This window comes from Lelliottia jeotgali (assembly GCF_977070485.1).
In genome coordinates, this window is record NZ_CDRVFO010000001.1 from 423,058 (window position 1) to 446,335 (window position 23,278).

Sequence of the window (23,278 nt, forward strand, 5' to 3'; positions counted from 1 at the left end):
GGCTACCCTGCCTCGAAGTTTTGCGAGGTCGACCATGCATATTCATATTCTCGGTATTTGCGGCACTTTCATGGGTTCGCTGGCGGTGCTGGCCAAAGAACTCGGCCACCGTGTGACCGGTTCGGACGCCAACGTCTACCCACCGATGAGCACCCAGCTCCAGGCCCAGGGCATCGAGCTGACCCAGGGCTACGACCCGGCCCAACTGGACCCGGCACCTGACCTGGTGGTGATCGGCAACGCCATGTCGCGGGGCAACCCTGCGGTGGAGTATGTACTCAACAAAGGCCTGCCTTATGTGTCGGGCCCTCAGTGGCTGGCCGACCATGTACTGCAGGGGCGTTGGGTGCTGGCTGTGGCCGGTACCCACGGCAAGACCACCACCAGCAGCATGCTGGCCTGGGTTCTGGAGCATGCCGGCATGAGCCCTGGTTTCCTGATCGGCGGTGTGCCGCAGAATTTCTCGGTCTCGGCACGCTTGGGTGATACGCCGTTCTTCGTGGTGGAAGCCGACGAATACGACAGCGCCTTCTTCGACAAACGTTCAAAATTCGTGCACTACCATCCGCGCACAGCCATTCTCAACAACCTTGAGTTCGACCACGCGGACATTTTCCCGGACCTCGCCTCCATCGAGCGGCAGTTCCATCACCTGGTACGCACCATTCCGAGCGAAGGCCTGGTCATCCACCCGACCACCGAGCAGGCGCTGGAGCGGGTAATCGGCATGGGCTGCTGGACGCCAGTGCAGACCACCGGGGAGGGTGGCCAATGGCAGGCGCGTCTGCTCAGTGCCGACGGCTCGCGCTTCGAAGTGCTGTTCGAGGGGCAAGCGCAAGGCATTGTGGACTGGCCCCTGACTGGCCAGCATAACGTTGCCAACGCGTTGGCAACGTTGGCCGCCGCCCGACACGTGGGGGTAGTGCCTGCCATGGGCATCGATGGCCTGAGCGCGTTCAAGAGCGTCAAGCGGCGCATGGAGACGGTCGCAGAAGTGCAGGGCGTAACCATCTATGACGATTTCGCTCATCATCCGACGGCTATCGCCACCACTCTCGACGGCCTGCGCAAGCGGGTGGGCGAAGCACCGGTGATCGCCATCATCGAGCCCCGCTCCAACTCCATGAAGCTGGGCGCGCACCGTGACGGCCTGCCGGAAAGCGTCAACGATGCAGACCAGGTAGTCTGGTATGCGCCAGCCAACCTGGGCTGGGACCTGGCGGCGACTGCGGCGCAGTGCAAGGTGCCGAGCGTGGTCGCCGACAGCCTCGAAGCGATCATCGAGCGGGTCAAGGGCCAGGCGCGGCCGGGCACACACGTGGTGATCATGAGCAACGGCGGCTTTGGCGGCCTGCATGGCAAGCTGGCCGAGGCCCTGAAGTGAGCGGGCCGGAACGTATCACGCTGGCCATGACCGGCGCCTCCGGCGCGCAGTATGGCTTGCGTCTGCTCGATTGCCTGGTGCGCGAAGACCGTGAGGTGCATTTTCTCATCTCCAAGGCCGCGCAATTGGTGATGTCCACCGAGACCGACGTGCTGCTGCCGCCCAAGCCTCAGGCCATGCAGGCCTTTCTCACCGAGTACACCGGTGCTGCCGATGGGCAGATCCGCGTGTACGGCAAGGAGGACTGGATGTCGCCGGTGGCCTCGGGCTCCGGCGCACCGGCTGCCATGGTGGTGGTGCCGTGCTCCACCGGCACCTTGTCGGCCATCGCCACCGGGGCCTGCAACAACCTGATCGAGCGTGCCGCCGACGTGACCCTCAAGGAGCGTCGCCAGCTGATCCTGGTGCCGCGGGAGGCGCCGTTTTCGACCATCCATCTGGAGAACATGCTCAAGCTCTCGCAGATGGGGGCGGTTATCTTGCCGGCGGCCCCCGGCTTCTATCACCAGCCGCAGACAATCGATGACCTGGTCGACTTCGTCGTGGCGCGCGTTCTCAACCTGCTGAACATCCCGCAGGACATGTTGCCGCGTTGGGGGGAGCATCATCTTGGGGCGGATGATTGAAGCGCACTTTACCTGCAATGCTGGCCGTCCTGCTGCTTGACGGCTGTGCCACGGTGCGCACGCTTGATGCCAACAAGCCGGGCGCGCCGGTGGTGTATGCCGGCACCCGGTTGGACTTGTACGTGATCAATGGCGGGTGCTGCCCCAAGGACCATTTCGGGGCTCAGGCGCCGACATATCCACGGCTGGACCTGCCTGGGAGCATGCTGCTCGATACCCTGCTGTTGCCATTATCGTTGCTGACGGCTGCCGGGATCGGCTTCCAGGCCACTGGCGGTCTGTAACGGCCTCACCGCCGGTTCGCCGGCGACAGGGCCTTACAGGTGGGCGCTATTTCTTGCCTAATCTACGCAGCTCATCCGACTCGACAACCCGAATCCCGTCCTCTTCCTCCAGCGCCAGGCGCCACAGCGCCCGCGCCAATGTGCAGGCTTCGATCCCCCGATACTTGCCCGGCATCAACCGCGCAAACGGGGAAGCCAGCCGTTCGCCCAGGCGCGGCGCGATACGTTCGCCCAGCAGCAGCGAAGGCCTGACAATCGTCAGTTGCGGCCAATCCTGCGCTTTGAGCGCCTCTTCCATCTCGCCTTTGACCCGGTTGTAGAAGATCGACGACTTGGGATCGGCGCCGATGGCGCTGACCACCAGCAGGTGGCGCGCACCCATCTCCCGTGCACGCTTGCTGAAGGCCACCACCATGTCCAGGTCGACGGCGCGGAACGCCTGCTCGGAGCCGGCCTGCTTCAAGGTAGTGCCCAGGCAGCAATAAGCGATGTCCACGCGCCCGGCCAGTTGCGGTAGAAACACCGCAGGGTCGCCGACCGGGTTTTCCAGGTGTGGGTGTTCGGCCAGTGGTCGACGGGTGGGTGCCAGAACGCGGCTGATGGTGGGCTCGTTGAGCAGGCGGTCAAGCAGGTGTTCACCCGTCAGGCCCGTGGCTCCGGCAAGCAGGACATGCTGAGGCGTCAAGTACATGATGTCTCTCCTGTGTTACACACAAGTCTAGTGTGGGGCTGGCCTTTTTTCCTGCCCTTGCGAAGTCGCTTGTGCGGCATTGCGTAAGGCTTTTTCAGCTTGCTGCTGGCGCAAGCGTTGCCAATGTGCCAGTACGGCTGGTGGTGCCCAGATCTGTGGCTCGGAGGCTTCGAAACCTTCCCTCTTCTCCCGTTCGGCAACACTGCTGCGCGCCAGTTCGAATGCGTGTTCGAGGTCGTCGGTCTGGTTCAGCGCCTGGGCAAACAGAGCCTCGCCGAAATAGGTGAAATCGGCTTCTTCCGAGCAGCCGAATGACACCCTGTCCGCCCGTGCGGCAGTCATGATGATTGTTCGCTCATCTTTGAGCGGGGTGATGTAACCCCCTGAATAGCAGGCGGAGATGACGATTACCTTGTCGCGCTCCTTGAGCGGCGCCAAGGCACTGGCCAGTTCGTCGGCGGACAGGTCGGCAAGCTGCAGGCGTGGTTGGTCGAATACCAACTGGTGGTCCTGGCTGCCATGGCTGGTCAGGTAGATGAACACCAGGTCCTGCGGGCCAGTGCGCTCGGCCAGTGTGCGGGCGGCGCGGGTAAGGTTTTCGCGGGTTGCCATGGGCCGTGTGGACATCTGGTCGCGGTGATTGACCAGCGTGATCTGGCCGTGGGCACCGAAGCGCACCTTCAAAAGATTGCTGACGTAGTCGGCCTCGCGCAGAAATACACTCTGCTGGCCGTCACCAGCGACCACCAGGCTATACAGCTCAATGGGCGGCGTGGAGCGCGGTACGCGCGCCAGCGCCTCCTCCAGCAGCTTGCCTTGATTGAGCAGGGCCAGTTCCAGCGGGTCGGGGAGCAGTTTGCCGTTGTGGTCGCGAACGCGCACACCATTGACCCAGTAACCGCTTTGGACCTTGCCACTGGCCAGGGTCAGTTTACCCTGACCCTGGTAGGCATCGTTTTCGAAGCCGCCGACATAGTGGCTGCCATCTGGCAGTTGCAGGCTGCCCTGGCCGGCCAGGCGCCAATCGACGAAGCTGCCCTTGTAGTGGCTGCCATCGCTGCCCAGCATTTCCCCCTCGCCAAGCAGCGAGCCGTCCTTGAACTCGCCGATCCAGACATCGCCTTCGGCGTTTTCATAGCGGCCACGACCTTCCAGGCGATTGTCCTTGAACTCGCCGATATATTGCTCGCCATCGACACTGTCGTAGGTGCCGCTGCCCTGCAACAGACCGTCGACGAAGCGGCCGCTGAACTGATTGCCGCTGGCATCGCTGCGTACGCCGGCACCATTGGGCTTGCCTCTGGCAAACAAGCCCTGGTAACGGCTGCCGTCCGCCAGTTCGAGCTCGCCCGCGCCATGGTACTGATCGTCCTTGAACTGGCCGCGGTAGGTCTGATCGGCCTGCTTGAGCGTACCTTCGCCGTCGCGTCGGCCGTGGCTGAATGTCCCTGCATAGTGGCTCCCTGGGGTGGTCAGGTCGCCCACGCCCTGGAACAGGCCGGCGGCGAACTGCCCGCGATAGACCTCGCCATTACTGCCATGCCACTCGCCCTGACCATGCCATTGGCCATCCTTGAAGCCGCCGGCATACCAGCTGCCGTTGGGGTAGTCGATGCGCCCTTCGCCTTGCAGAAGGCCGTCAACCACCTGGCCCCTGTAGCGACCGCCGTCGGGCAGGCGTGCATCCGGTGGCAGCAGCGATTCGCCATCGCCACAGGCAGCGAGCATCAGGGTCAGGGTGATAGGCAACAGAGCACGCATGGCCGAATCCGGGCAAAAGTTATGCCGAGTATGCCGCACAATGGGGCGGATGAGACAGCCATGGCAGGGGCCGCGTGGCGACCCCAAAAAACGGTCAGACGAAGCAGAGCGAAAGCGGCTCGGCGATATAGGCAGGCTTCTCCTCGCCTTCGATCTCCAGTGTCGCGGTAGCCTTGAGCAACCACTGCCCAGGTTTCTTCTCGGTCACCTCACCCAGATCCACCTTCAGGCGCACCTTGCTGTCGACTTTCACCGGCTGAATGAAACGCACACTGTCGAGCCCGTAATTGACCACCATCTTCAGGCCTTCAGGCAGCACCAGAATGTCTTCCATCAGCTTCGGAATCAGCGACAAGGTCAGGAAGCCATGGGCAATGGTGCAGCCGAATGGTGTCTTGGCCGCTTTGTCAGGGTCGACATGGATGAATTGAAAATCGCCCGTGGCCTCAGCGAACAGGTTGATGCGTTGCTGGTCGATCTTCAGCCAGTCGGAACGTCCCAGTTCCTTTCCAACGTACTGCGAAAGCTCGGTAACCGGTACATAGGGCATCACGACTCTCCAGGTTGTCATTTGGTACGAGTGTGCAAGATCAGCACGGCGGACAATTACAGTCAAGTTGCCAGTGCCAGGACGAATGCCTGCCCATAGCCTTGCGCGTGCTTATAATGGCCGGCATGCCGAAAGGAGATCCTTATGCTGCTGCGTGGTTTGACCTGGCTGGTGCTGTTCCAGCTGCTGGGTACGGCGTTCAATCATCTGTTGGTGCCGATACTGCCCGGGCCGATCATCGGCCTTTTGCTCTTGTTGTTGTTCCTCATGGCCCGCGGTGAGGTCGGCAAGCCGTTGAACGAGGCGGCGAGCAGCCTGTTGCGCTATCTGCCGCTACTGTTGGTGCCGCCAGCAGTAGGTGTGATGGTGTATGCCAAGGATATCGCTGCAGACTTCTGGGCCATCGCCGGCGCGCTTTTGATCTCCTGCCTGGCCACCTTGGTCTTTGTCGGGGTATTGATGCAGAAACTCATGCATCGCCAGGGCAAGCGCGGGGAGCAGCCATGATGCTCGATTCGCAAGGTGCACTCGATGCGGTTGTCCACCATCCGCTGTTTGGCATTGGTATTACGCTGGGTGCCTATCAGGTGGTGCTGGCAGCTTACGAGAAAACACGCTGGATCTTCCTGCAGCCGGTACTGGTGTCGATGGTCATGGTGATCGGTGTGTTGCTTGTCTGTGGTATCGACTACCGTGAGTACCGCAAGAGCACCGAGATCATGAACATTCTTCTGGGGCCGGCCACGGTGGCCTTGGCCGTGCCGCTCTACCTCAACCTGCGGCGTATCCGTCAGCTGTTCTGGCCGACATTTACTACGCTGGTAATCGGAGGCTTGTTCGCCACGCTCAGCTGCCTGTTGCTGGGTTGGTGGTTCGGTGCCGAACACATGATCCTGATGACCATGGCGCCGAAGTCGGTGACCTCACCGATCGCCATGCTTGTGGCCGAGCAAATTGGTGGTGTGGCGGCGCTGGCGGCGGTCTTCGTGTTGATCACCGGGGTGATCGGGGCCATTTTCGGCCCAGCATTGTTGAGCCGTTTTGGTGTGCATAGTCCCGAGGCGCGCGGCATGTCATTGGGCGTGACCGCGCATGCCGTGGGTACCTCGGTGGCCTTGCAGGAAAGTGACGAGTGCGGCGCGTTTGCCGCACTGGCGATGAGCCTGATGGGGGTGGCCACGGCAGTGTTCCTGCCGTTGGCGGTCAGCCTGGTGGCTTGAGGAGTTGTGATGACGCTACCGCTGTTTCCCCTCAATACTGTGTTGTTTCCCGGTTGCCTGCTGGATTTGCAGATATTCGAAGCCCGCTACCTGGACATGATTGGCCGCTGCATGAAGCAGGGCACAGGTTTTGGTGTGGTGTGCATCGTCGAAGGCGAGCAGGTCGGCAAGGCGCCACCTGTGGTTGCATCGATCGGGTGCGAGGCGCTGATCCGTGATTTTGTCCAGCAGGACAATGGTTTGCTGGGTATCCGTGTGGAAGGTGTGCGGCGCTTCGAGCTTAGCCAGACCGAAGTGCAGAAAGACCAGTTGCTGCTGGGCGAGGTGCATTGGCTGGCGGAGCAGGCGGACAGCCCGCTGACCGACCAGGACGATGACCTGCTGGCCTTGCTGGTGGCGTTGGGTGAGCACCCGATGGTCGAGGCACTGGACATGCCTCGTGACGTCACGGGGCGCCAGGCACTGGCCAACCAGCTGGCTTATCTGCTGCCGTTCATGGAAGAGGACAAGCTGGACTTGCTGGCGATCGACTCGCCGTCGGAGCGGCTGGCGGAAATCCAGAGGCTGCTGGAGCGGATTCAGGGTGAGCTGTTTGCCTGATAGAGGCTGGTTGCCTTTACGGCCCTATCGCCGGCAAGCCTGCTTGTCGGCGACAGGGCTGTACAGCCCACGTCAATATTGGTAACGCTCCAGGGCCAGCGGCAAGGCATACAGGGCAAAGAAAGCCAGTAATGCGATACACGCCGGTAGTACCAGCCACCATACCCGTTGTGGCAGTGCATTGAGCGGCTGGCGATATTGCACTAGCGTCAGGCTGAGCGCGCAGACGCAGCAGGCCAGCAAGGCCCCGGCCAGGATGTCGGTTGGCCAATGCGCCCCCAGGTATACGCGCGACAGGGCGATCGCCAGCGCCGGAATGCACCCCAGCATCACCCAGGTCAGGCGCATGCGTGGCGGCTGGCCACGCCCGGCCAGCACCGCCATAACCAGAAAGAACGCAAACGAGGCCGAGCTATGCCCGCTGGGCATGCTGTAACTGGTCAGGGGGTCGGTCAACACCTCCGGACGCGCCCGGGCAAACAGCCATTTAAGTGAGCCATTGGCAATTGCCGTACCCATCAATGCGCCACCGGCGAACAGTGCGTGCCGCCATTGTCGGGCGAGCAGCAGCAGGCCGGTGAGCAGCCCCCCCAGGAACAGTTGGGTGCGGAAATCGCCCAGGCGGGTTACCAGCACCATGGTGCCGTCCACGGCTTGGCTGCGATGCTCCTGCACCAGGGTCATCACGCCTTGGTCGAACTCGTGAAAGTACGGCCACCCCAGAAACACGCCGGCCAATGCAAAAAAGCTCAAGCCGGCGATCAGTCGCGTCCCGTGGCGCTGGTCGCGTACGCTGCTGTTCAGGCTCAGCCCGATCAGCACTGCCAAGGAGCCGGCGATGATGCCTGCATCCAGCCAGAATCCTTCCGGCAATGGCAGGCGCATGGCCGCCCCTGTAGCCCAGCCCGGCAACAGGTAGGCGACCGACCAGCCGGCACCGGCCAGCACGCTGACCGCAATGAAACGCGGCAACGGCATGTCGAACATGCCCGCGACCATCGGCAGCATCGGCCGCAACGGGCCTATGAAACGGCCAACCAGCAAGCTGGCTATGCCGTAGCGCTGAAAGTAGGTTTCAGCGCTGCCGATCCATTCCGGATGGTGGCGCAATAGGGGTAGGCGGCGGATGTTCTGGTGAAAGTACTTGCCTATCGTGTAAGACAGGGCGTCACCGAGCAGGCCGCCGAGGAACCCCAGCAGCAGTGTTTCGCCCAGGCTGAAGGTACCGCTGCCGGCCAATACCGCGACCGCAAACAGCAGTACCGTACCAGGTACGATGATGCCGGCGATGGCGAGGCATTCGATGCAGGCCACCAGGAAAATTGCCACGCCAAGCCACTGCGGGTTGGCGCTGAGCCAGCCGGTCAGGCTGTCGAGCCATTGGCCCATGTTTCAGCTTCCTTGTTTGAGAATGAAAAAGTCTTGCCCTTCGACTTGCCCCCGGCGCAGCGGGTTCCGGGTGCAGAAGCGGGCGTATTCGGCATCGATGAAACGGTACGGCAGGTGCTCATCGCGACCATGGGGGATACCCAGGCGCGCGGCCTGGACCACTTTGGGCACGGCGATCGCACAATCCTCGACGTACAGGCGTTCAGGGTCGAAGCGCTGGGCATCCCATTGCGGTACCTTCAAGCCCAGGGCCCGGCAGAGCAGGGTCTGGCCGGCGCACAGGCGTTCGGCTGGGCGCAGCTTGCCGCTGGCGTCGGGGTTGTTCAACTGCATTTGCGCCAGGCTGTTGGCACCGGAAAGGGCGTCCACCCAGGGGTAGGCCGACTTTATGAGCACTGCATTGCCTGGGCCGTGTGCGCTGAAATTGAGCGAGTCACCTCCGCGGGCGTAATACATGTAGATATGCCCGCCATCGAGAAACAGCGCCTTGCGTTTCTCTGTGTAGCCAAGCGAGGCATGGCTGCCCCTGTCCGTCAGGTAATAAGCCTCGGTTTCGATGATCCGTGCGGCCAGCCACAGGTCGCCATACCGATGCCTGATGACCTTGCCGAGCAGGGCCTTGGCCAAGATCTGGGCGTCCCGGTCGAAGAAGCTGTCGGGCAAGACGCGGGCAGGGCAGGGGGGAGTGTCTAGCATGCTGGCGATTCGTGGTGGTGTAGGCGCGGATGATAGCAATGATTGCCTTAATCGAGGCTGAAGCAAGGCAGTTCGATAAGAGCGGTTACATCTTTCCTACAGATTCTTGTCTGCCATTTTCTACCATCCGCCACCCGCCGCTGGGCGTATACCTGCGCGGCAGTTATAATCAGCCGATTTCCCCTTCGCCAAGACACCGAACCCATGACTGAGTCCGTTCTTGACTACATGACCCGTTTGGGTCGCGCCGCTCGCCAGGCCTCCCGGGTGATCGCCCGCGCCAGCACTGCGCAGAAAAACCGCGCCCTGCAGGCTGCTGCCGATGCACTGGACGCCGCGCGTGCCGAGCTTGCCGCAGCCAACGAACAGGACCTGGCCGCCGGCCGTGCCAATGGTCTGGAGCCTGCCCTGCTCGACCGCCTGGCCCTGACCCCTGCGCGTATCGACGGCATGATCACCGGCCTGCGCCAGGTGGCCAGCCTGCCGGACCCGGTCGGCGCCATCCGCGACATGAGCTATCGTCCGTCGGGTATTCAGGTCGGCAAGATGCGCGTGCCGCTGGGGGTGATCGGGATCATCTACGAATCGCGCCCGAACGTGACAATCGATGCCGCCAGCCTGTGCCTGAAGTCAGGCAACGCCACCATCCTGCGCGGCGGCTCCGAGGCCATTCACTCCAACCGCGCCATCGCTACCTGCATTCAGCGTGGCCTTGCCGAGGCCGGCCTGCCGGCCGCCGTGGTTCAGGTGGTCGAGACCACCGACCGTGAGGCGGTTGGCGCGCTGATCAGCATGCCTGAGTTCGTCGATGTCATCGTCCCTCGGGGTGGCCGCGGCCTGATTGAACGCATCAGCCGCGATGCCCGCGTGCCGGTCATCAAACACCTGGACGGTATCTGCCACGTGTACGTCGCTGAGCACGCCGACCTGGACAAGGGCTGGCGTGTTGCTTTCAACGCCAAGACTTACCGTTACGGTATTTGCGGTGCGATGGAAACCCTGCTGGTCGACCAACGTGTGGCTGAAGGCTTCCTGCCGGAAATGGCCCGCCGTTTCCAGGAAAAGGGCGTCGAACTGCGCGGGTGCGAGCGTACATGCGCGCTGATCGAGGCCAAGCCGGCCAGCGAAGACGATTGGCACACCGAGTACCTCGACGCCATCCTGTCGATTCGTGTGGTCGATGGCCTGGACCAGGCCATCGAGCACATCAACCACTACGGCTCGCATCACACCGATTCGATCATTACCGAACACCAGGGCCAGGCTCGTCAGTTCATGGCCGAGGTGGACTCGGCGTCGGTGATGCTCAACACTCCGACCTGTTTCGCCGACGGCTTCGAGTATGGCCTGGGCGCGGAAATCGGTATTTCCACCGACAAACTGCACGCCCGCGGCCCGGTCGGCCTGGAAGGCCTGACTTGCGAGAAGTACGTGGTGATCGGCGATGGCCAGCTGCGCGGCCAGGAGTCCTGCTGAGTTGAGCAAGGCCCAGGCAGTCCGGCGCATCGGCATTCTTGGCGGTACTTTCGACCCCGTGCACATCGGCCACCTGCGCAGCGCGCTTGAGGTCACTGAGTTCATGGGGCTGGAAGAACTGCGCCTGTTGCCCAATGCCCGGCCACCGCACCGCGACACCCCGCAGGTGGCGGCCGAAGATCGCCTGGCGATGGTGCGTGAGGCCGTGCAAGGCGTCGAACGCCTGAGCGTGGATGCCCGAGAGCTTGAGCGCGACAAACCGTCCTACACCATCGATACGCTGGAGTCGGTCCGCGCCGAACTGGGCGCTGATGACCAGCTGTTTCTGGTGCTGGGCTGGGATGCCTTCTGTGGCTTGCCTGGCTGGCACCGCTGGGAAGAATTACTGCAACACTGTCACATCCTGGTGTTGCAACGCCCGGATGCCGACGTTGAACCCCCTGACGAGCTGCGCAACCTGTTGGCCGCGCGCTCCGAGAGCGATCCCACCGCCATGTCCGGCCCGGCGGGTAGTATTTCGTTCGTCTGGCAGACACCGCTTGCGGTGTCGGCTACACAGATCCGACAGCTGCTGGCCAGCGGCAGGTCGGTGAGGTTCCTGGTGCCGGACGCCGTACTGGCCTACATCGAGGCGCATGAACTGTATCGTGCGCCTAACTGACGGTGCCCTGTGGGCGCCTCATCCAACGAGTTGAACGAGTTTTATATGAGCAAGCAGAAAATCAATGGCGAAGAACTGGTCAAGCTGACCATCAGCGCGCTGGAAGACGTCAAGGCCCAGGATATCCAGGTCATCGACGTTCGCGAGAAGCACAGCCTGACCGACTACATGATCATTGCCACCGGTACCTCCAATCGCCAGATCAACGCGATGCTGGAAAAGGTCCGTGAAGCGGTCAAGAAAGAAGGTGCGCAGCCTCTGGGCGAAGAAGGCAAGGGCGACAGCGACTGGGTACTGCTGGACCTGAACGACGTCATCGTGCACATGATGACCGCCGCTGCCCGCCAGTTCTACGACCTGGAGCGCCTGTGGCTGGGTGCCGAACAGAGCCGCGCCGCCGATGCCAAGCACCACAGCCCGGAAAACGCCAGCGACTACTTCACCGACAAGCTCAAAGACCGGGAATAAGGAAGCGTCGTGCGTCTGCGCCTGATCGCGGTCGGCTCGCGCATGCCCAAGTGGGTCGAGGAAGGCTGGCATGAATATGCCAAGCGCCTGCCACAAGAGCTGTCGCTGGAGCTGGTGGAAATTCCGCTGAACACCCGTGGCAAGAATGCCGACGTCGCCCGCCTGATTCGTCAGGAGGGTGAGGCCATGCTGAGCAAGGTTCAGCCTGGGGAACGCATCGTCACCCTCGAGGTCCATGGCAAGCCCTGGAGCACCGAGCAATTGGCGACCGAGCTGGACCGCTGGCGGCTGGACTCGCGCACGGTGAATTTGATGGTGGGCGGCCCGGAAGGGCTGGCGCCTGAGGTTTGTGCGCGCGCCGAGCAACGCTGGTCGCTGTCGCCGCTGACCTTGCCGCACCCGTTGGTAAGGATACTCATCGGCGAGCAGATCTACCGCGCCTGGACAGTGTTGTCCGGGCACCCTTACCACAAATGAGCCTGTAAGCAGTCCGATGTCGCAGCCGATCCGCCTCAAGGACCACGAGAAAGACGCCCGCCTGGTGCGTAACCGCGTCGTGGTCGGCGCCGTGGCGATCATGCTGCTTGTCTGCGTGTTGATCGCACGCCTGTACTACCTGCAGATCATCCAGTACGACTACCACTCGACGTTGTCGGAAAACAATCGTGTGCACGTGCAACCGATTCCGCCGACCCGCGGGCTGATTTTCGATCGCAACGGGGTGATCATCGCTGACAACAGGCCCAGTTTCAGCCTGTCGATGACCCGCGAGCGTGCTGGCAACTGGCAGCAAGTACTGGATACCATCGTCGAAGTGCTGGAGTTGACAGCGGACGACCGTGCGCTGTTCGAAAAGCGCATGAGGCAGGGCAGGCGCCCCTTCGAGCCAGTACCGATCCTGTTTGAGCTGAACGAAGAGCAGATTGCCCGCGTGGCGGTCAACCAGTTCCGTTTGCCTGGCGTCGAAGTGGTCGCCCAGTTGGTGCGGCATTACCCGCAAGGGGCGCATTTCGCCCATTCGGTAGGGTATGTCGGGCGGATCAACGAGAAAGAGCTCAAAAGCCTTGATCCTGTGAACTACAGCGGCACCCACCATATCGGCAAGACCGGCATCGAGCGCTTCTACGAAGCCGACCTGCACGGCCAGGTCGGTTACGAGGAAGTCGAGACCAACGCTCGCGGGCGCGTGCTGCGGGTCCTCAAGCGTACCGACCCGAAACCTGGCAAGGACATCGTGCTGAGCCTGGACATCAAGTTACAGGAAGCTGCCGAAGCGGCCCTGGGTGGGCGCCGCGGTGCGGTGGTAGCGCTCGACCCGCGCAACGGCGAAGTGCTGGCGATGGTCAGCCAGCCGAGCTTCGACCCCAACCTGTTCGTCACCGGCATCAGTTTCAAGGCCTACGCCGAGTTGCGCGACTCGATCGACCGGCCGCTGTTCAACCGCGTGCTGCGCGGCTTGTACCCGCCGGGGTCGACCATCAAGCCGGCGGTTGCCATCGCCGGCCTCGACAGCGGTGTAGTCAATGCCGGCAGCCGTGTGTTCGACCCGGGGTATTACCAACTGCCCAACTACGATCACAAATACCGTAACTGGAACCGCAGCGGAGATGGCTGGGTCGACCTGGATACCGCAATCATGCGTTCCAATGACACCTATTTCTACGATCTTGCCCACAAGATGGGTATCGATCGGCTTTCCACCTACATGAACAAGTTCGGCATCGGCCAGAAGGTTGCCCTGGACATGTTCGAGGAGTCGGCGGGGCTGATGCCGTCGCGTGAATGGAAGCGCGCCACCCGCCGCCAAGCCTGGTTCCCCGGTGAAACCCTGATTCTGGGCATCGGTCAGGGCTACATGCAGGCAACACCGCTGCAACTGGCCCAGGCCACCGCGCTGATCGCCAACAAGGGCGTATGGAACCGTCCGCACCTGGCCAAGACCATCGAGGGTCAATCGCCCGTGGACCCGAACCCGATGGAAAACATCATCCTGCGTGACAAGTCCGACTGGGCCAAGGTCACCCACGGCATGGAGCAGGTGATGCACAACGCCCGCGGTACCGCACGCAAGGCTGCGGCCGGTGCCCAGTACCGCATTGCCGGCAAGAGCGGTACCGCGCAGGTGGTAGCGATCAGGCAGGGCGAGAAATACGACCGCAACAAAATTCAGGAGCGCCACCGCGACCATGCGTTGTTCGTCGCCTTCGCCCCGGCCGACGATCCGAAGATCGTGGTCTCGGTGATGGTCGAGAACGGCGAGTCCGGCTCCGGTGTAGCCGCACCCGTGGTGCGGCAGATCATGGACGCCTGGCTGCTCGACGAGAACGGTCGGCTCAAAGCCGAGTTCGCTCCTGCCACTGTCGCCCAGGAAACGGCCCCGTGAAGAACAATTTCGATCGCATGCTCTCCAGCGAGGACGTGATGCGTCGACGCGCCAGCTTCCTGCAGCGCATCCACATCGACGGCCCCTTGCTGGTCATCCTGCTGACCCTCGCCGCCGGCAGTCTGTTCGTGCTCTATTCTGCCAGCGGCAAGAACTGGGATTTGCTACTTAAGCAGGCCACTTCATTCGGTATCGGGCTGGTGTCGATGTTCGTCATCGCTCAGCTTGAACCCCGCTTCATGGCGCGCTGGGTGCCTCTTGCCTATCTCACAGGGGTGCTGCTGCTGGTCGTGGTGGACGTCATGGGCCATAACGCCATGGGCGCCACGCGCTGGATCAACATACCCGGGGTAATCCGCTTCCAGCCCTCGGAGTTCATGAAGATCATCATGCCGGCGACCATCGCCTGGTACCTGTCCAAACGCACCTTGCCGCCTCATTTGAAACATGTGGCCATCAGCCTGGTGCTGATTGGCGTGCCGTTCATCCTCATCGTCCGCCAGCCGGACCTGGGTACGGCGTTGCTGATCCTTGCCTCCGGCGCCTTCGTGCTGTTCATGGGCGGCCTGCGCTGGCGCTGGATCCTCAGCGTGCTGACGGCGGCCGTGCCTGTGGCGGTGGCCATGTGGTTCTTCGTCATGCACGACTACCAGAAACAGCGTGTGCTGACTTTCCTCGACCCTGAAAGCGACCCGCTGGGTACCGGCTGGAACATCATCCAGTCCAAAGCGGCCATTGGTTCGGGTGGCGTGTTCGGCAAGGGCTGGCTGCTTGGCACCCAGTCGCACCTGGACTTCCTCCCCGAGAGCCATACCGACTTCATCATCGCCGTGCTCGGCGAGGAATTCGGCCTGGTCGGTATCTGCCTGCTGCTGATCGTTTACCTCTTGCTGATCGGTCGTGGGCTGATGATCACGGCTCAGGCGCAGACCTTGTTCGGCAAGCTGCTTGCAGGCAGCCTGACCATGACCTTCTTTGTATATGTATTCGTCAATATCGGTATGGTCAGCGGCCTATTGCCCGTGGTGGGCGTGCCGCTGCCCTTCATTAGTTATGGCGGAACTTCGTTGGTGACGCTGCTGTCAGCGTTTGGCGTTCTCATGTCGATCCATACGCACCGTAAATGGATCGCACAGGTTTGAAAAAGGTGAAGAATTTCATGCAAGCAGTGCGTAACTGGGCTGCCCGTTTTGCGCCGTGGTTCGGCGCGGTGGGCCTGTTCGCCGCTGTCCAGCAGGCGCATGCCGGCGATTATGACGGCTCGCCTCAGGTGGCCGAATTCGTCGGTGAGATGAGCCGCGACTATGGCTTTGCCAGCGAGCAGTTGATGGGCGTGTTCCGCGAGGTTCAGCGCAAGCAATCGATCCTGGACGCCATTTCGAGGCCGGCCGAGCGGGTAAAACCGTGGAAGGATTACCGGCCGATGTTCATTACCGACGCGCGCATCGCCCGCGGTGTGGACTTCTGGCGCCAGCATGAAGCGGTGCTGGCCCGGGCGGAGCAGGAATACGGCGTACCGGCGCAGTACATCGTCGCGATCATCGGCGTAGAAACCTTTTTTGGCCGCAACACTGGCAACTACCGTGTGATCGATGCCTTGTCGACCCTGGGCTTCGATTACCCGCCACGCGCCGAGTTCTTCCGCAAGGAGCTGCGCGAGTACCTGCTGTTGTCGCGCGAAGAGCAGCTCGACCCGCTGACCCTCAAAGGTTCATACGCCGGTGCCATGGGCCTGCCGCAGTTCATGCCGAGCAGCTTTCGCAACTACGCGGTGGACTTCGATGGCGATGGCCACATCAATATCTGGAACAACCCCGACGATGCCATCGGCAGTGTCGCCAGCTACTTCAAAGAGCACGGCTGGGTGGCTGGGCAGGGCGTGGTCAGTCGCGCCCAGGTCAGTGGTGCGCGGGCAGACGAAGGCCTGACCACGGGCATCGAGCCGGTGAAAACCGTCGCAGAGTTGCAGGCGCTTGGCTGGTCGAGTCATGATGCGTTGCGCGGTGATCTGCCAGTCACCGCCTTCCGTCTGGAAGGCGCAAGCGGGCCTGAATACTGGTTGGGCCTGAAGAATTTCTACGCGATCACTCGCTACAACCGCAGCGTGATGTATGCCATGGCGGTGCATCAGCTTTCGGAACAGCTGGTCCAAGCACGGGGCGTCAAGTAATGCGCGCAATGATTTCTGCCAATACCTTCAAGTTGCTGGCCTGCATGACCGTCGGCATGCTGCTGGTCAGTTGCTCCTCCAGCCGGCCCGCCCCCCAGAAAAGCGGCAATACCGTTCGTGCGCAGCCTGGCCTGGATATCAACCGTGCCCACAAGGACGGTGCGCCGTGGTGGGACGTGGATGTGAACAAGATCCCGGACGCGACGCCGACCGTGCACACTGGCAACTACAAGGCCAACCCTTACACGGTGCTGGGCAAGACCTACTACCCCATGCAGGACTCGCGCAACTACCGTGCCGAAGGCACCGCCTCCTGGTACGGCACCAAGTTCCACGGGCAGAACACCGCCAACGGTGAGCTGTACGACCTGTATGGCATGAGCGCAGCGCACAAGACCCTGCCGCTGCCGGCCTACGTGCGGGTGACCAACCTCGCCAACGGGCGCAGTGTGATCCTGCGGGTCAATGACCGTGGCCCGTTCTACTCCGACCGCATCATCGACCTGTCCTATGCCGCAGCCAAGAAGCTCGGCTATGCCGAGAGCGGCACCGCGCACGTGCGGGTCGAAGGTATCGATCCCCAGCAATGGTGGGCCCAGCGTGGCCAGCAGCCGCCGTTGATGCTCAAGGAGCCTCAGGCCACCCAGACTCAGGCGATTGCGGCCAGCACCGGGCGTGTCGAGCAATGGTCGCCGCCGGCGCAGCAACACGCAGCGCCCGTAGTGCCAGTGCAAGTGGGGGGCAACAATGTGCCGGCAGGCAACGGTGGCAGCTTCCTGCAGGTGGGCGCGTTTGCCAACCCGGACGCCGCCGAGCTGTTGCGTTCGAAGCTGAGCACCATGGTCAGCGCACCGGTGTTCATCAGCTCCATCGTGCGTAACCAGCAGACCCTGCACCGCGTGCGCCTGGGGCCGATCAGCAGCCAGGGCGAAATCCAGCAGGCGCAGGACAGCATTCGCCTGGCGAACCTTGGCCAGGCCAAGCTGGTCACAGACTGACGGCAGCGGCAAGCCGCAAGCTTCAAGCAGAAGCCAAGTTGCACTTAGCCTTGTCTTGCAGCTTGAGCCTCTAGCTGTCTGTTTTGTCATGAATTGACGGGCGCGGCCATGTACAATGTCCGCTTTTGCCTGCAGCGACATAAAGCCGCACTTCGTGGGCTCGGCCCTGAGCCGCAAAAATTAGACTGACTGGCGCTGGGCACACGATGTGGCCCAGGGAACATCTCAGACCATTAGCGATTTTCGAGAGACGGATGAACATCACCAACCTTGCCAAACGACTTTGCCTGCCCGTACTGCTGATGATCACGCCTGCTGCCTTTGCGGCAGAGCAGATGATGCCGGCACCACCGCAACTGGCAGCCAAGTCCTACGTACTCATGGACGCGTCCAGCGGCAATGTGCTGGTCGAGAACAACGGTGACGAGCGCCTGCCGCCGGCCAGCCTGACCAAGCTGATGACCGCCTACATCGCCACCCTGGACATCCGCCGTGGCCAGATCGGCGAGAACGATCCGGTCACCGTCAGCGAGAATGCCTGGCGCACCGGTGGTTCGCGCATGTTCATCAAGGTCGGTAGCCAGGTCACCGTCAGTGACCTGCTGCATGGCATCATCATCCAGTCGGGCAACGATGCTTCGGTCGCCTTGGCCGAGCACATCGCTGGCAGCGAAGATGCCTTTGCCGACATGATGAACAAGACTGCCGCCGACCTGGGCATGTCCAACAGCCACTTCATGAACCCGACCGGTCTGCCGCACCCGGACCACTACTCCTCGGCCCATGACATGGCTACCCTGGCTCGCGCGATCATCAACGTCGACCCGGCCCACTACGCGATCTACTCGCAGAAAGAGTTCTTCTGGAACAACATCAAGCAGCCAAACCGCAACCTGCTGCTGTGGCGTGACAAGACGGTCGATGGCCTGAAGACCGGCCACACCGAAGAAGCCGGCTACTGCATGGTGGCCTCGGCTGTACGCGACGGCCAACGCTTGATCGCGGTGGTGTTCGGCACCAACAGCGAGCAGTCCCGTGCTGCCGAAACCCAGAAGCTGCTGACCTATGGCTTCCGCTTCTTCGAAACCCAGACCTTCTATCAGAAGGGCACCGAACTGACCCAGGCCCCGGTCTGGAAAGGCGCCACCAGCATTGTCAAGGCCGGCCTGGCCGACGACCTGACCCTGACCATGCCTAAAGGCCAGATGAAGCGTCTCCAGGCGTCGATGACCATGAACCCACAGCTCACTGCACCGATCGCCAAAGGTGACGTGATCGGTAAAGTGGAAGTCAAACTGGACGAGAATGTGGTTCACAGCGCCGACCTGATCGCCCTCGATGGCGTTGAGGAAGGTGGTTTCATCCGTCGTATGTGGGATAGCATCCGTCTATTCTTCTACGGGTTGTTCAACTGATACGTGACCTGCACGCCCCCGAAATCCTGCGGGGGCGTTGTTGTTGCCACGGCTTACGAGGCCGTTTCCGCCATGAGCGAACCTGACGTCAAGTCGCACAAGATCGAATTCCCCTGCGCCGATTACCCGATCAAGGTCATCGGCGATACCGTTGTCGGCTTCAAGGACATGGTGATCGAGGTCCTGAGCAAGCATGCCAAAGTCGACCTCGCCACTTTGGCCGAGCGCCAGAGCAAGGAAGGCAAGTACACCACGGTGCAGTTGCACATCGTTGCCGAGAGCGAAAATCAGCTGCACGATATAAACAGCGCACTGCGTGCCACCGGCATCGTGAAAATGGTGCTCTGATGTCCCTATGTCTCGGTTTTCGCGAGCTTGGCCTGCAGCCCTATGAACCGGTGCTGGAAGCCATGCGTCGCTTTACCGAGCAGCGTAGCCCGGACAGCCAGGACGAAATCTGGCTGGTCGAGCACCCCGCGGTTTTCACCCAGGGCCAGGCCGGCAAGGCCGAGCACCTGCTGGTACCGGGCGATATTCCGGTGGTGCAGACCGATCGGGGTGGCCAGGTGACCTACCACGGCCCCGGGCAACTGGTTGCCTACCTGCTGCTGGACGTGCGCCGCCTTGGCTTTGGTGTGCGCGAACTGGTCAGCCGCATCGAACAGACGCTGATCGAGCTGCTTGCCAGTTACGGTGTCAGCGCTGCGGCCAAGCCCGATGCGCCGGGTGTCTATGTCGACGGAGCGAAAATCGCCTCCCTCGGCCTGCGAATCCGCAATGGCCGTTCTTTTCACGGCCTTGCTCTGAACGTGGACATGGACCTTGCGCCATTCCGCCGAATCAACCCCTGCGGGTATGCGGGGCTGGCCATGACCCAGCTGCGTGACCTGGCAGGCCCGATCGAACTCGACGAGGTCAGGACAAGGCTGCGCGGACAGCTGGTCAAGCACCTCGACTATGCTGAGCAGACGACCCTGACGGGCGGAATCGACTGAATATGACAACTGTGCAAGAAGCCGTGCCGAACCTGATACCTACCCAGGATGCCACCCCGCGCCCAGCGCCGAAGAAGGTGGAAGCTGGGGTCAAGCTGCGTGGTGCCGACAAGGTGGCGCGTATCCCGGTGAAGATCATCCCTACCGATGAGCTGCCCAAGAAACCCGACTGGATCCGCGTGCGCATCCCGGTTTCCCCCGAGGTGGACCGCATCAAGCAACTGCTGCGCAAGCACAAGCTGCATAGCGTATGCGAAGAAGCCTCCTGCCCGAACCTGGGTGAGTGCTTCTCCGGTGGTACCGCCACCTTCATGATCATGGGCGACATCTGCACCCGTCGCTGCCCGTTCTGCGATGTCGGCCACGGCCGGCCGAAACCGCTGGATGTGGACGAGCCGAAAAACCTGGCTGTTGCCATCGCCGACCTGCGCCTGAAGTACGTAGTGATCACCTCGGTAGACCGCGACGACCTGCGCGACGGTGGTGCCCAGCACTTCGCCGACTGCATCCGTGAGATCCGCGCGCTGTCGCCGGGCGTACAGCTGGAAACCCTGGTGCCGGATTACCGTGGCCGGATGGATGTGGCCCTGGAGATTACCGCGCAAGAGCCGCCGGATGTTTTCAACCACAATCTTGAAACCGTCCCGCGCCTTTACAAGGCCGCACGTCCTGGTTCGGACTACGACTGGTCGCTGGACCTGCTGCAGAAGTTCAAGCAGATGGTGCCACACGTACCGACCAAGTCGGGCCTGATGCTCGGCCTGGGCGAGACCGACGAAGAAGTGATCGAAGTGATGCACCGCATGCGTGAGCATGACATCGACATGCTTACCCTCGGCCAGTACCTGCAGCCTTCGCGCAGCCACCTGCCAGTGCAGCGTTTCGTGCACCCTGACACCTTCGCCTGGTTTGCCGAGGAAGGCTACAAGATGGGCTTCAAGAACGTCGCATCGGGCCCGTTGGTGCGTTCGTCCTACCATGCCGACCAGCAGGCTCACGAAGCCAAGATCAAGCTCTGATCCTGGTTTGAGCCGTACATGCCGATGCACGCCGTAAGGCGGCATCGGCATTTTTGTTTTTGTGCCCAGCGCTGCAAGGAGTTGCGATGAATTGCGCCGAAACGTTTGAACACCGCCTGCCCGCCGCGCTGCCCGGCAATGCCTGCTTCGCCATCGTCGCTCCGGCCGGGCCGGCAAGGCTGGATGCGCAAAAGGCTGGCCAGTGGTTTGCCGAGCGCGGTTATCGCTGCCGTATCTACCCTGGAGTGGGGCAGGCCGAAGGCTATCTGGCGGGCTCCGATCAGCAACGGTTACAGGATCTGCACGATGCTTTCGCTGACCCGACCATTGACGCGGTCCTGTGCATGCGCGGTGGCTATGGCAGCATGCGCCTGCTCGATCAGCTCGACTTCGACCTGATCCGGCGCAACCCCAAGCCGCTGATCGGCTATAGCGATATTACCGCGCTGCACACGGCTATCTACCGCCATAGCGGCCTGATCAGCTTTCATGGGGCGATGCTTAACGCTGACCTGCTGGGCGCCAAGCTCGCACCGACCGAGTCGTCGCTGATGGCGCAATTGAGTGGGGCGCTAGGGCAGGGTGATGTCATCGTGCACCCGGCTGAGTTCGTCTTGAATTGCGTGGTGCCTGGCGTTGCCAGTGGGCGTTTGCTGGGCGGCAACCTGTCGATTCTGGGTGCGACCCTGGGAACACTGGCGCAGATCGATACGAAGGGCTGCATCCTGTTCATCGAGGATGTCAACGAGCCGCTTTATCGGGTGGACCGGCTGCTGACCCAGTTGCGCCTGGCAGGCAAGCTCGCGGGGGTGAAGGGGGTGCTGGTGGGGGATTTTGCCGGGATCAGCGTGGCGGCGTTGACACCCCTGTTGCTGGACATCTTCGCGCCGTTGGGTGTGCCGGTGCTGGCAGGGTGGCGCAGCGGGCATTGTGACCCGAACGTATGTTTGCCGCTGGGGGCTGAGGTGGTGCTGGACAGCGAGGCGCGGAGCCTGGTGTTGGCGCAGGATTTGTTCAAGGGGTGAGATTGTCGGGGCCGCTTTGCGGCCCATCGCGACACGAGGCCGCTCCTACAGGGGGATGAGCAGGAGCGGCCTTGTGTCGCGATGGGGCGCAAAGCGCCCCCGGCATTATCACCGTTGACGCAGGCTATCGAGCAACTTATGCGTCGGGTACCCATCCGCTGGCCAGCCAAAGCCCTGCTGGGCATTGCGAATGGCTTTGCGGGTATTGGCACCGATGATGCCATCGGGGTTGCCCGCATCATGCCCGTTAGCGTTGAGCAGGTTCTGCAGCTCCATGCGCTCGCTGCGGCTTAGCGGCAAGTCTTCCTTCGGCCAGCTGCCAGCGATGAAGCCCCAGCCCGAGAAACGATCGCCCAGCAAGCTCACGGCCAGTGCATAGGACGATGAGTTGTTGTACTTGAGAATGGCGCGGAAGTTGTCCAGCACCAGGAATGCCGGGCCACGGGCGCCGGCCGGCAGCAGCAGGGCTGCGGAAAGGTCGTTGCTGCCCATTGGCAGTTTTGTGCCCGCCGGTAGTTTCACACCCAGTTGCAACCACTCACTGACGGGCTTGCGCAGTGCGCCATCGGCCAGCCAGAAGTCGAAGCCTGCAGGTACCTGAACCTCGAAGCCCCATGGCTGCCCGCGCTTCCAGCCGGAGCTCTGCAGGTAATGCGCAGTTGATGCCAAGGCATCCGCAGTGCTGTTCCAGATATCGCGGCGGCCGTCACCGTCGAAGTCTACCGCATGGGTGTTGTAGGTGGTGGGGATGAACTGGGTCTGGCCCATGGCGCCGGCCCAGGAGCCACGCATGGCCTCTGGCTGGATGTCCCCATGCTGGATGATCTGCAGCGCGGCAATCAGCTGATCCTGGGCAAACTGCGGGCGGCGGCCTTCATACGCCAAGGTAGCGAGTGAGCGAATTACCGACTTGCTACCCTGGAACTGGCCAAAGTTGCTCTCCATGCCCCAGACCGAGACCAGGACCTGACGGTCTACGCCATAGCGCTGTTCGAGGCGGGCGAGCAGTTCGGCATTCTGCTCAAGCAGTTTCTTGCCGTTTCGCACTCGCAATGGCGACAGCGCACCCTCCAGGTATTCCCACACCGGGCGGGTGAACTCGGGCTGGCTGCGGTCTGCCTTGATCACATCCATGTCCGGCGTCACGCCAATGAACGCGCGGTCGAAGGTGTTTGCCGAGATACCGGCCTGCAGCGCTTGCTGGCGGAAGCCGGCCTGCCATTGGGCAAATGTTTGCAGCGGCTGAATTTCAGTACTCACGTCGGGCTTGGCGCTGGGCAGAGTCACTACCGGCGCGGGCTGGGCGGGGGCCAGCGGCAGGGCGTCGGCGGCGGTGGGCTTTTCCGCGCAGGCGACGAGCAGGATTAAGCTGGAGGCCGCGAGCAGCTGGCGGGATTTCCAGCGGGGGGTAAGACTGAAGGGCATGCACAGATCCAGAATTTCAGGTCAGGTGTCGACCATATCATG

General features: G+C 62.2%; 25 protein-coding genes. 19 read left to right on the forward strand and 6 right to left on the reverse strand.

Features of this window, described 5'->3' with window-relative positions; genetic code table 11:
* Positions 1 to 34: 34 nt before the first annotated feature.
* The 3 genes from mpl to ACW4TB_RS01915 are packed head-to-tail and all read left to right on the forward strand — an operon-like array spanning position 35 to position 2,294.
* Complete coding sequence (gene mpl, locus ACW4TB_RS01905) at positions 35 to 1,384, forward strand: UDP-N-acetylmuramate:L-alanyl-gamma-D-glutamyl-meso-diaminopimelate ligase (protein WP_012312537.1); 1,350 nt, start codon at positions 35 to 37, stop codon at positions 1,382 to 1,384.
* Positions 1,381 to 2,010 carry a flavin prenyltransferase UbiX gene (ubiX, locus tag ACW4TB_RS01910; protein WP_012312538.1) on the forward strand — a complete coding sequence of 210 codons (630 nt, stop codon included), beginning with the start codon at positions 1,381 to 1,383 and terminating at the stop codon, positions 2,008 to 2,010. Before mpl ends, ubiX begins: the two co-directional genes overlap by 4 nt.
* The gene (locus ACW4TB_RS01915) at positions 2,007 to 2,294 is read left to right on the forward strand and encodes a YceK/YidQ family lipoprotein (RefSeq protein WP_042111119.1); all 288 of its coding nucleotides are present in this window, start codon (positions 2,007 to 2,009) and stop codon (positions 2,292 to 2,294) included. Before ubiX ends, ACW4TB_RS01915 begins: the two co-directional genes overlap by 4 nt.
* A gap of 46 nt (positions 2,295 to 2,340) precedes the next feature.
* Here ACW4TB_RS01915 and ACW4TB_RS01920 read toward each other — a convergent pair whose 3' ends face one another.
* From ACW4TB_RS01920 to ACW4TB_RS01930, 3 genes are all read right to left on the reverse strand, one after another.
* Positions 2,341 to 2,985 carry an oxidoreductase gene (locus tag ACW4TB_RS01920; protein ID WP_012312540.1) on the reverse strand — a complete coding sequence of 215 codons (645 nt, stop codon included), beginning with the start codon at positions 2,983 to 2,985 and terminating at the stop codon, positions 2,341 to 2,343.
* 27 nt (positions 2,986 to 3,012) lie between these two features.
* Positions 3,013 to 4,746, reverse strand: a complete 1,734-nt coding sequence (locus tag ACW4TB_RS01925; protein ID WP_279932540.1) for a C13 family peptidase — start codon at positions 4,744 to 4,746, stop codon at positions 3,013 to 3,015.
* A gap of 94 nt (positions 4,747 to 4,840) precedes the next feature.
* On the reverse strand, positions 4,841 to 5,296 hold the full coding sequence (locus ACW4TB_RS01930; RefSeq protein ID WP_012312542.1) for a MaoC family dehydratase: 456 nt from the start codon (positions 5,294 to 5,296) through the stop codon (positions 4,841 to 4,843).
* A gap of 144 nt (positions 5,297 to 5,440) precedes the next feature.
* On the opposite strand from ACW4TB_RS01930, the gene ACW4TB_RS01935 reads away from it, so the two are divergent.
* From ACW4TB_RS01935 to ACW4TB_RS01945, 3 genes are read left to right on the forward strand one after another with little or no spacing between them, the layout of a single operon-like run.
* On the forward strand, positions 5,441 to 5,803 hold the full coding sequence (locus ACW4TB_RS01935) for a CidA/LrgA family protein (RefSeq protein ID WP_012312543.1): 363 nt from the start codon (positions 5,441 to 5,443) through the stop codon (positions 5,801 to 5,803).
* Positions 5,800 to 6,516, forward strand: a complete 717-nt coding sequence (locus ACW4TB_RS01940; protein WP_279932536.1) for an LrgB family protein — start codon at positions 5,800 to 5,802, stop codon at positions 6,514 to 6,516. The genes ACW4TB_RS01935 and ACW4TB_RS01940 overlap by 4 nt, the downstream gene beginning before the upstream one ends.
* A gap of 9 nt (positions 6,517 to 6,525) precedes the next feature.
* Entirely contained in the window at positions 6,526 to 7,116 is a 591-nt protein-coding gene (locus ACW4TB_RS01945; RefSeq protein WP_012312545.1) for an LON peptidase substrate-binding domain-containing protein, read from the forward strand.
* Positions 7,117 to 7,188: 72 nt separating this feature from the next.
* Here the strand turns inward: ACW4TB_RS01945 and ACW4TB_RS01950 are convergent, their stop codons facing one another.
* Both ACW4TB_RS01950 and ACW4TB_RS01955 read right to left on the reverse strand, forming a co-directional pair.
* The gene (locus ACW4TB_RS01950) at positions 7,189 to 8,505 is read right to left on the reverse strand and encodes a bifunctional DedA family/phosphatase PAP2 family protein (RefSeq protein ID WP_012312546.1); all 1,317 of its coding nucleotides are present in this window, start codon (positions 8,503 to 8,505) and stop codon (positions 7,189 to 7,191) included.
* Positions 8,506 to 8,508: 3 nt separating this feature from the next.
* Positions 8,509 to 9,201, reverse strand: a complete 693-nt coding sequence (locus tag ACW4TB_RS01955) for a DNA-3-methyladenine glycosylase (protein WP_279932533.1) — start codon at positions 9,199 to 9,201, stop codon at positions 8,509 to 8,511.
* A 204-nt stretch (positions 9,202 to 9,405) separates the two neighbouring features.
* Between ACW4TB_RS01955 and ACW4TB_RS01960 the strand changes: the two genes are divergently transcribed.
* The 13 genes from ACW4TB_RS01960 (at position 9,406) to ACW4TB_RS02020 (ending at position 21,811) form a co-directional block, all read left to right on the forward strand.
* A complete protein-coding gene (locus tag ACW4TB_RS01960) occupies positions 9,406 to 10,677 on the forward strand; it encodes a glutamate-5-semialdehyde dehydrogenase (RefSeq protein WP_279932531.1) in 1,272 nt (423 codons plus the stop codon).
* A gap of 1 nt (position 10,678) precedes the next feature.
* Positions 10,679 to 11,338: a nicotinate-nucleotide adenylyltransferase gene (gene nadD / locus ACW4TB_RS01965; protein WP_012312549.1), complete on the forward strand. Its 660-nt coding sequence runs from the start codon at positions 10,679 to 10,681 to the stop codon at positions 11,336 to 11,338.
* Between the two features lie 45 nt (positions 11,339 to 11,383).
* Positions 11,384 to 11,806 (forward strand): ribosome silencing factor, encoded by a 423-nt coding sequence (gene rsfS, locus ACW4TB_RS01970; RefSeq protein WP_012312550.1) that lies wholly within the window; start codon positions 11,384 to 11,386, stop codon positions 11,804 to 11,806.
* Positions 11,807 to 11,815: 9 nt separating this feature from the next.
* Positions 11,816 to 12,283 carry a 23S rRNA (pseudouridine(1915)-N(3))-methyltransferase RlmH gene (gene rlmH / locus ACW4TB_RS01975; protein ID WP_008090421.1) on the forward strand — a complete coding sequence of 156 codons (468 nt, stop codon included), beginning with the start codon at positions 11,816 to 11,818 and terminating at the stop codon, positions 12,281 to 12,283.
* Positions 12,284 to 12,299: 16 nt separating this feature from the next.
* The gene (gene mrdA, locus ACW4TB_RS01980; protein ID WP_254467088.1) at positions 12,300 to 14,189 is read left to right on the forward strand and encodes a penicillin-binding protein 2; all 1,890 of its coding nucleotides are present in this window, start codon (positions 12,300 to 12,302) and stop codon (positions 14,187 to 14,189) included.
* Positions 14,186 to 15,331: a rod shape-determining protein RodA gene (gene rodA, locus ACW4TB_RS01985; protein ID WP_012312552.1), complete on the forward strand. Its 1,146-nt coding sequence runs from the start codon at positions 14,186 to 14,188 to the stop codon at positions 15,329 to 15,331. The genes mrdA and rodA overlap by 4 nt, the downstream gene beginning before the upstream one ends.
* Before the next feature lie 17 nt (positions 15,332 to 15,348).
* The gene (gene mltB / locus ACW4TB_RS01990) at positions 15,349 to 16,359 is read left to right on the forward strand and encodes a lytic murein transglycosylase B (protein ID WP_012312553.1); all 1,011 of its coding nucleotides are present in this window, start codon (positions 15,349 to 15,351) and stop codon (positions 16,357 to 16,359) included.
* Positions 16,359 to 17,357, forward strand: coding sequence for a septal ring lytic transglycosylase RlpA family protein (locus ACW4TB_RS01995; protein WP_012312554.1), 999 nt, complete (start codon positions 16,359 to 16,361; stop codon positions 17,355 to 17,357). The genes mltB and ACW4TB_RS01995 overlap by 1 nt, the downstream gene beginning before the upstream one ends.
* 254 nt (positions 17,358 to 17,611) lie before the next feature.
* Positions 17,612 to 18,772: a D-alanyl-D-alanine carboxypeptidase family protein gene (locus ACW4TB_RS02000; protein WP_012312555.1), complete on the forward strand. Its 1,161-nt coding sequence runs from the start codon at positions 17,612 to 17,614 to the stop codon at positions 18,770 to 18,772.
* A gap of 72 nt (positions 18,773 to 18,844) precedes the next feature.
* Entirely contained in the window at positions 18,845 to 19,120 is a 276-nt protein-coding gene (locus tag ACW4TB_RS02005; RefSeq protein ID WP_012312556.1) for a DUF493 domain-containing protein, read from the forward strand.
* A complete protein-coding gene (gene lipB / locus ACW4TB_RS02010) occupies positions 19,120 to 19,767 on the forward strand; it encodes a lipoyl(octanoyl) transferase LipB (RefSeq protein WP_012312557.1) in 648 nt (215 codons plus the stop codon). The genes ACW4TB_RS02005 and lipB overlap by 1 nt, the downstream gene beginning before the upstream one ends.
* A 2-nt stretch (positions 19,768 to 19,769) precedes the next feature.
* A complete protein-coding gene (gene lipA / locus ACW4TB_RS02015; protein WP_012312558.1) occupies positions 19,770 to 20,786 on the forward strand; it encodes a lipoyl synthase in 1,017 nt (338 codons plus the stop codon).
* Positions 20,787 to 20,872: 86 nt separating this feature from the next.
* Positions 20,873 to 21,811, forward strand: a complete 939-nt coding sequence (locus ACW4TB_RS02020) for a S66 peptidase family protein (RefSeq protein WP_279932522.1) — start codon at positions 20,873 to 20,875, stop codon at positions 21,809 to 21,811.
* A gap of 108 nt (positions 21,812 to 21,919) precedes the next feature.
* Here ACW4TB_RS02020 and ACW4TB_RS02025 read toward each other — a convergent pair whose 3' ends face one another.
* Positions 21,920 to 23,236 carry a lytic murein transglycosylase gene (locus ACW4TB_RS02025; protein ID WP_254467090.1) on the reverse strand — a complete coding sequence of 439 codons (1,317 nt, stop codon included), beginning with the start codon at positions 23,234 to 23,236 and terminating at the stop codon, positions 21,920 to 21,922.
* Positions 23,237 to 23,278 lie beyond the last annotated feature (42 nt).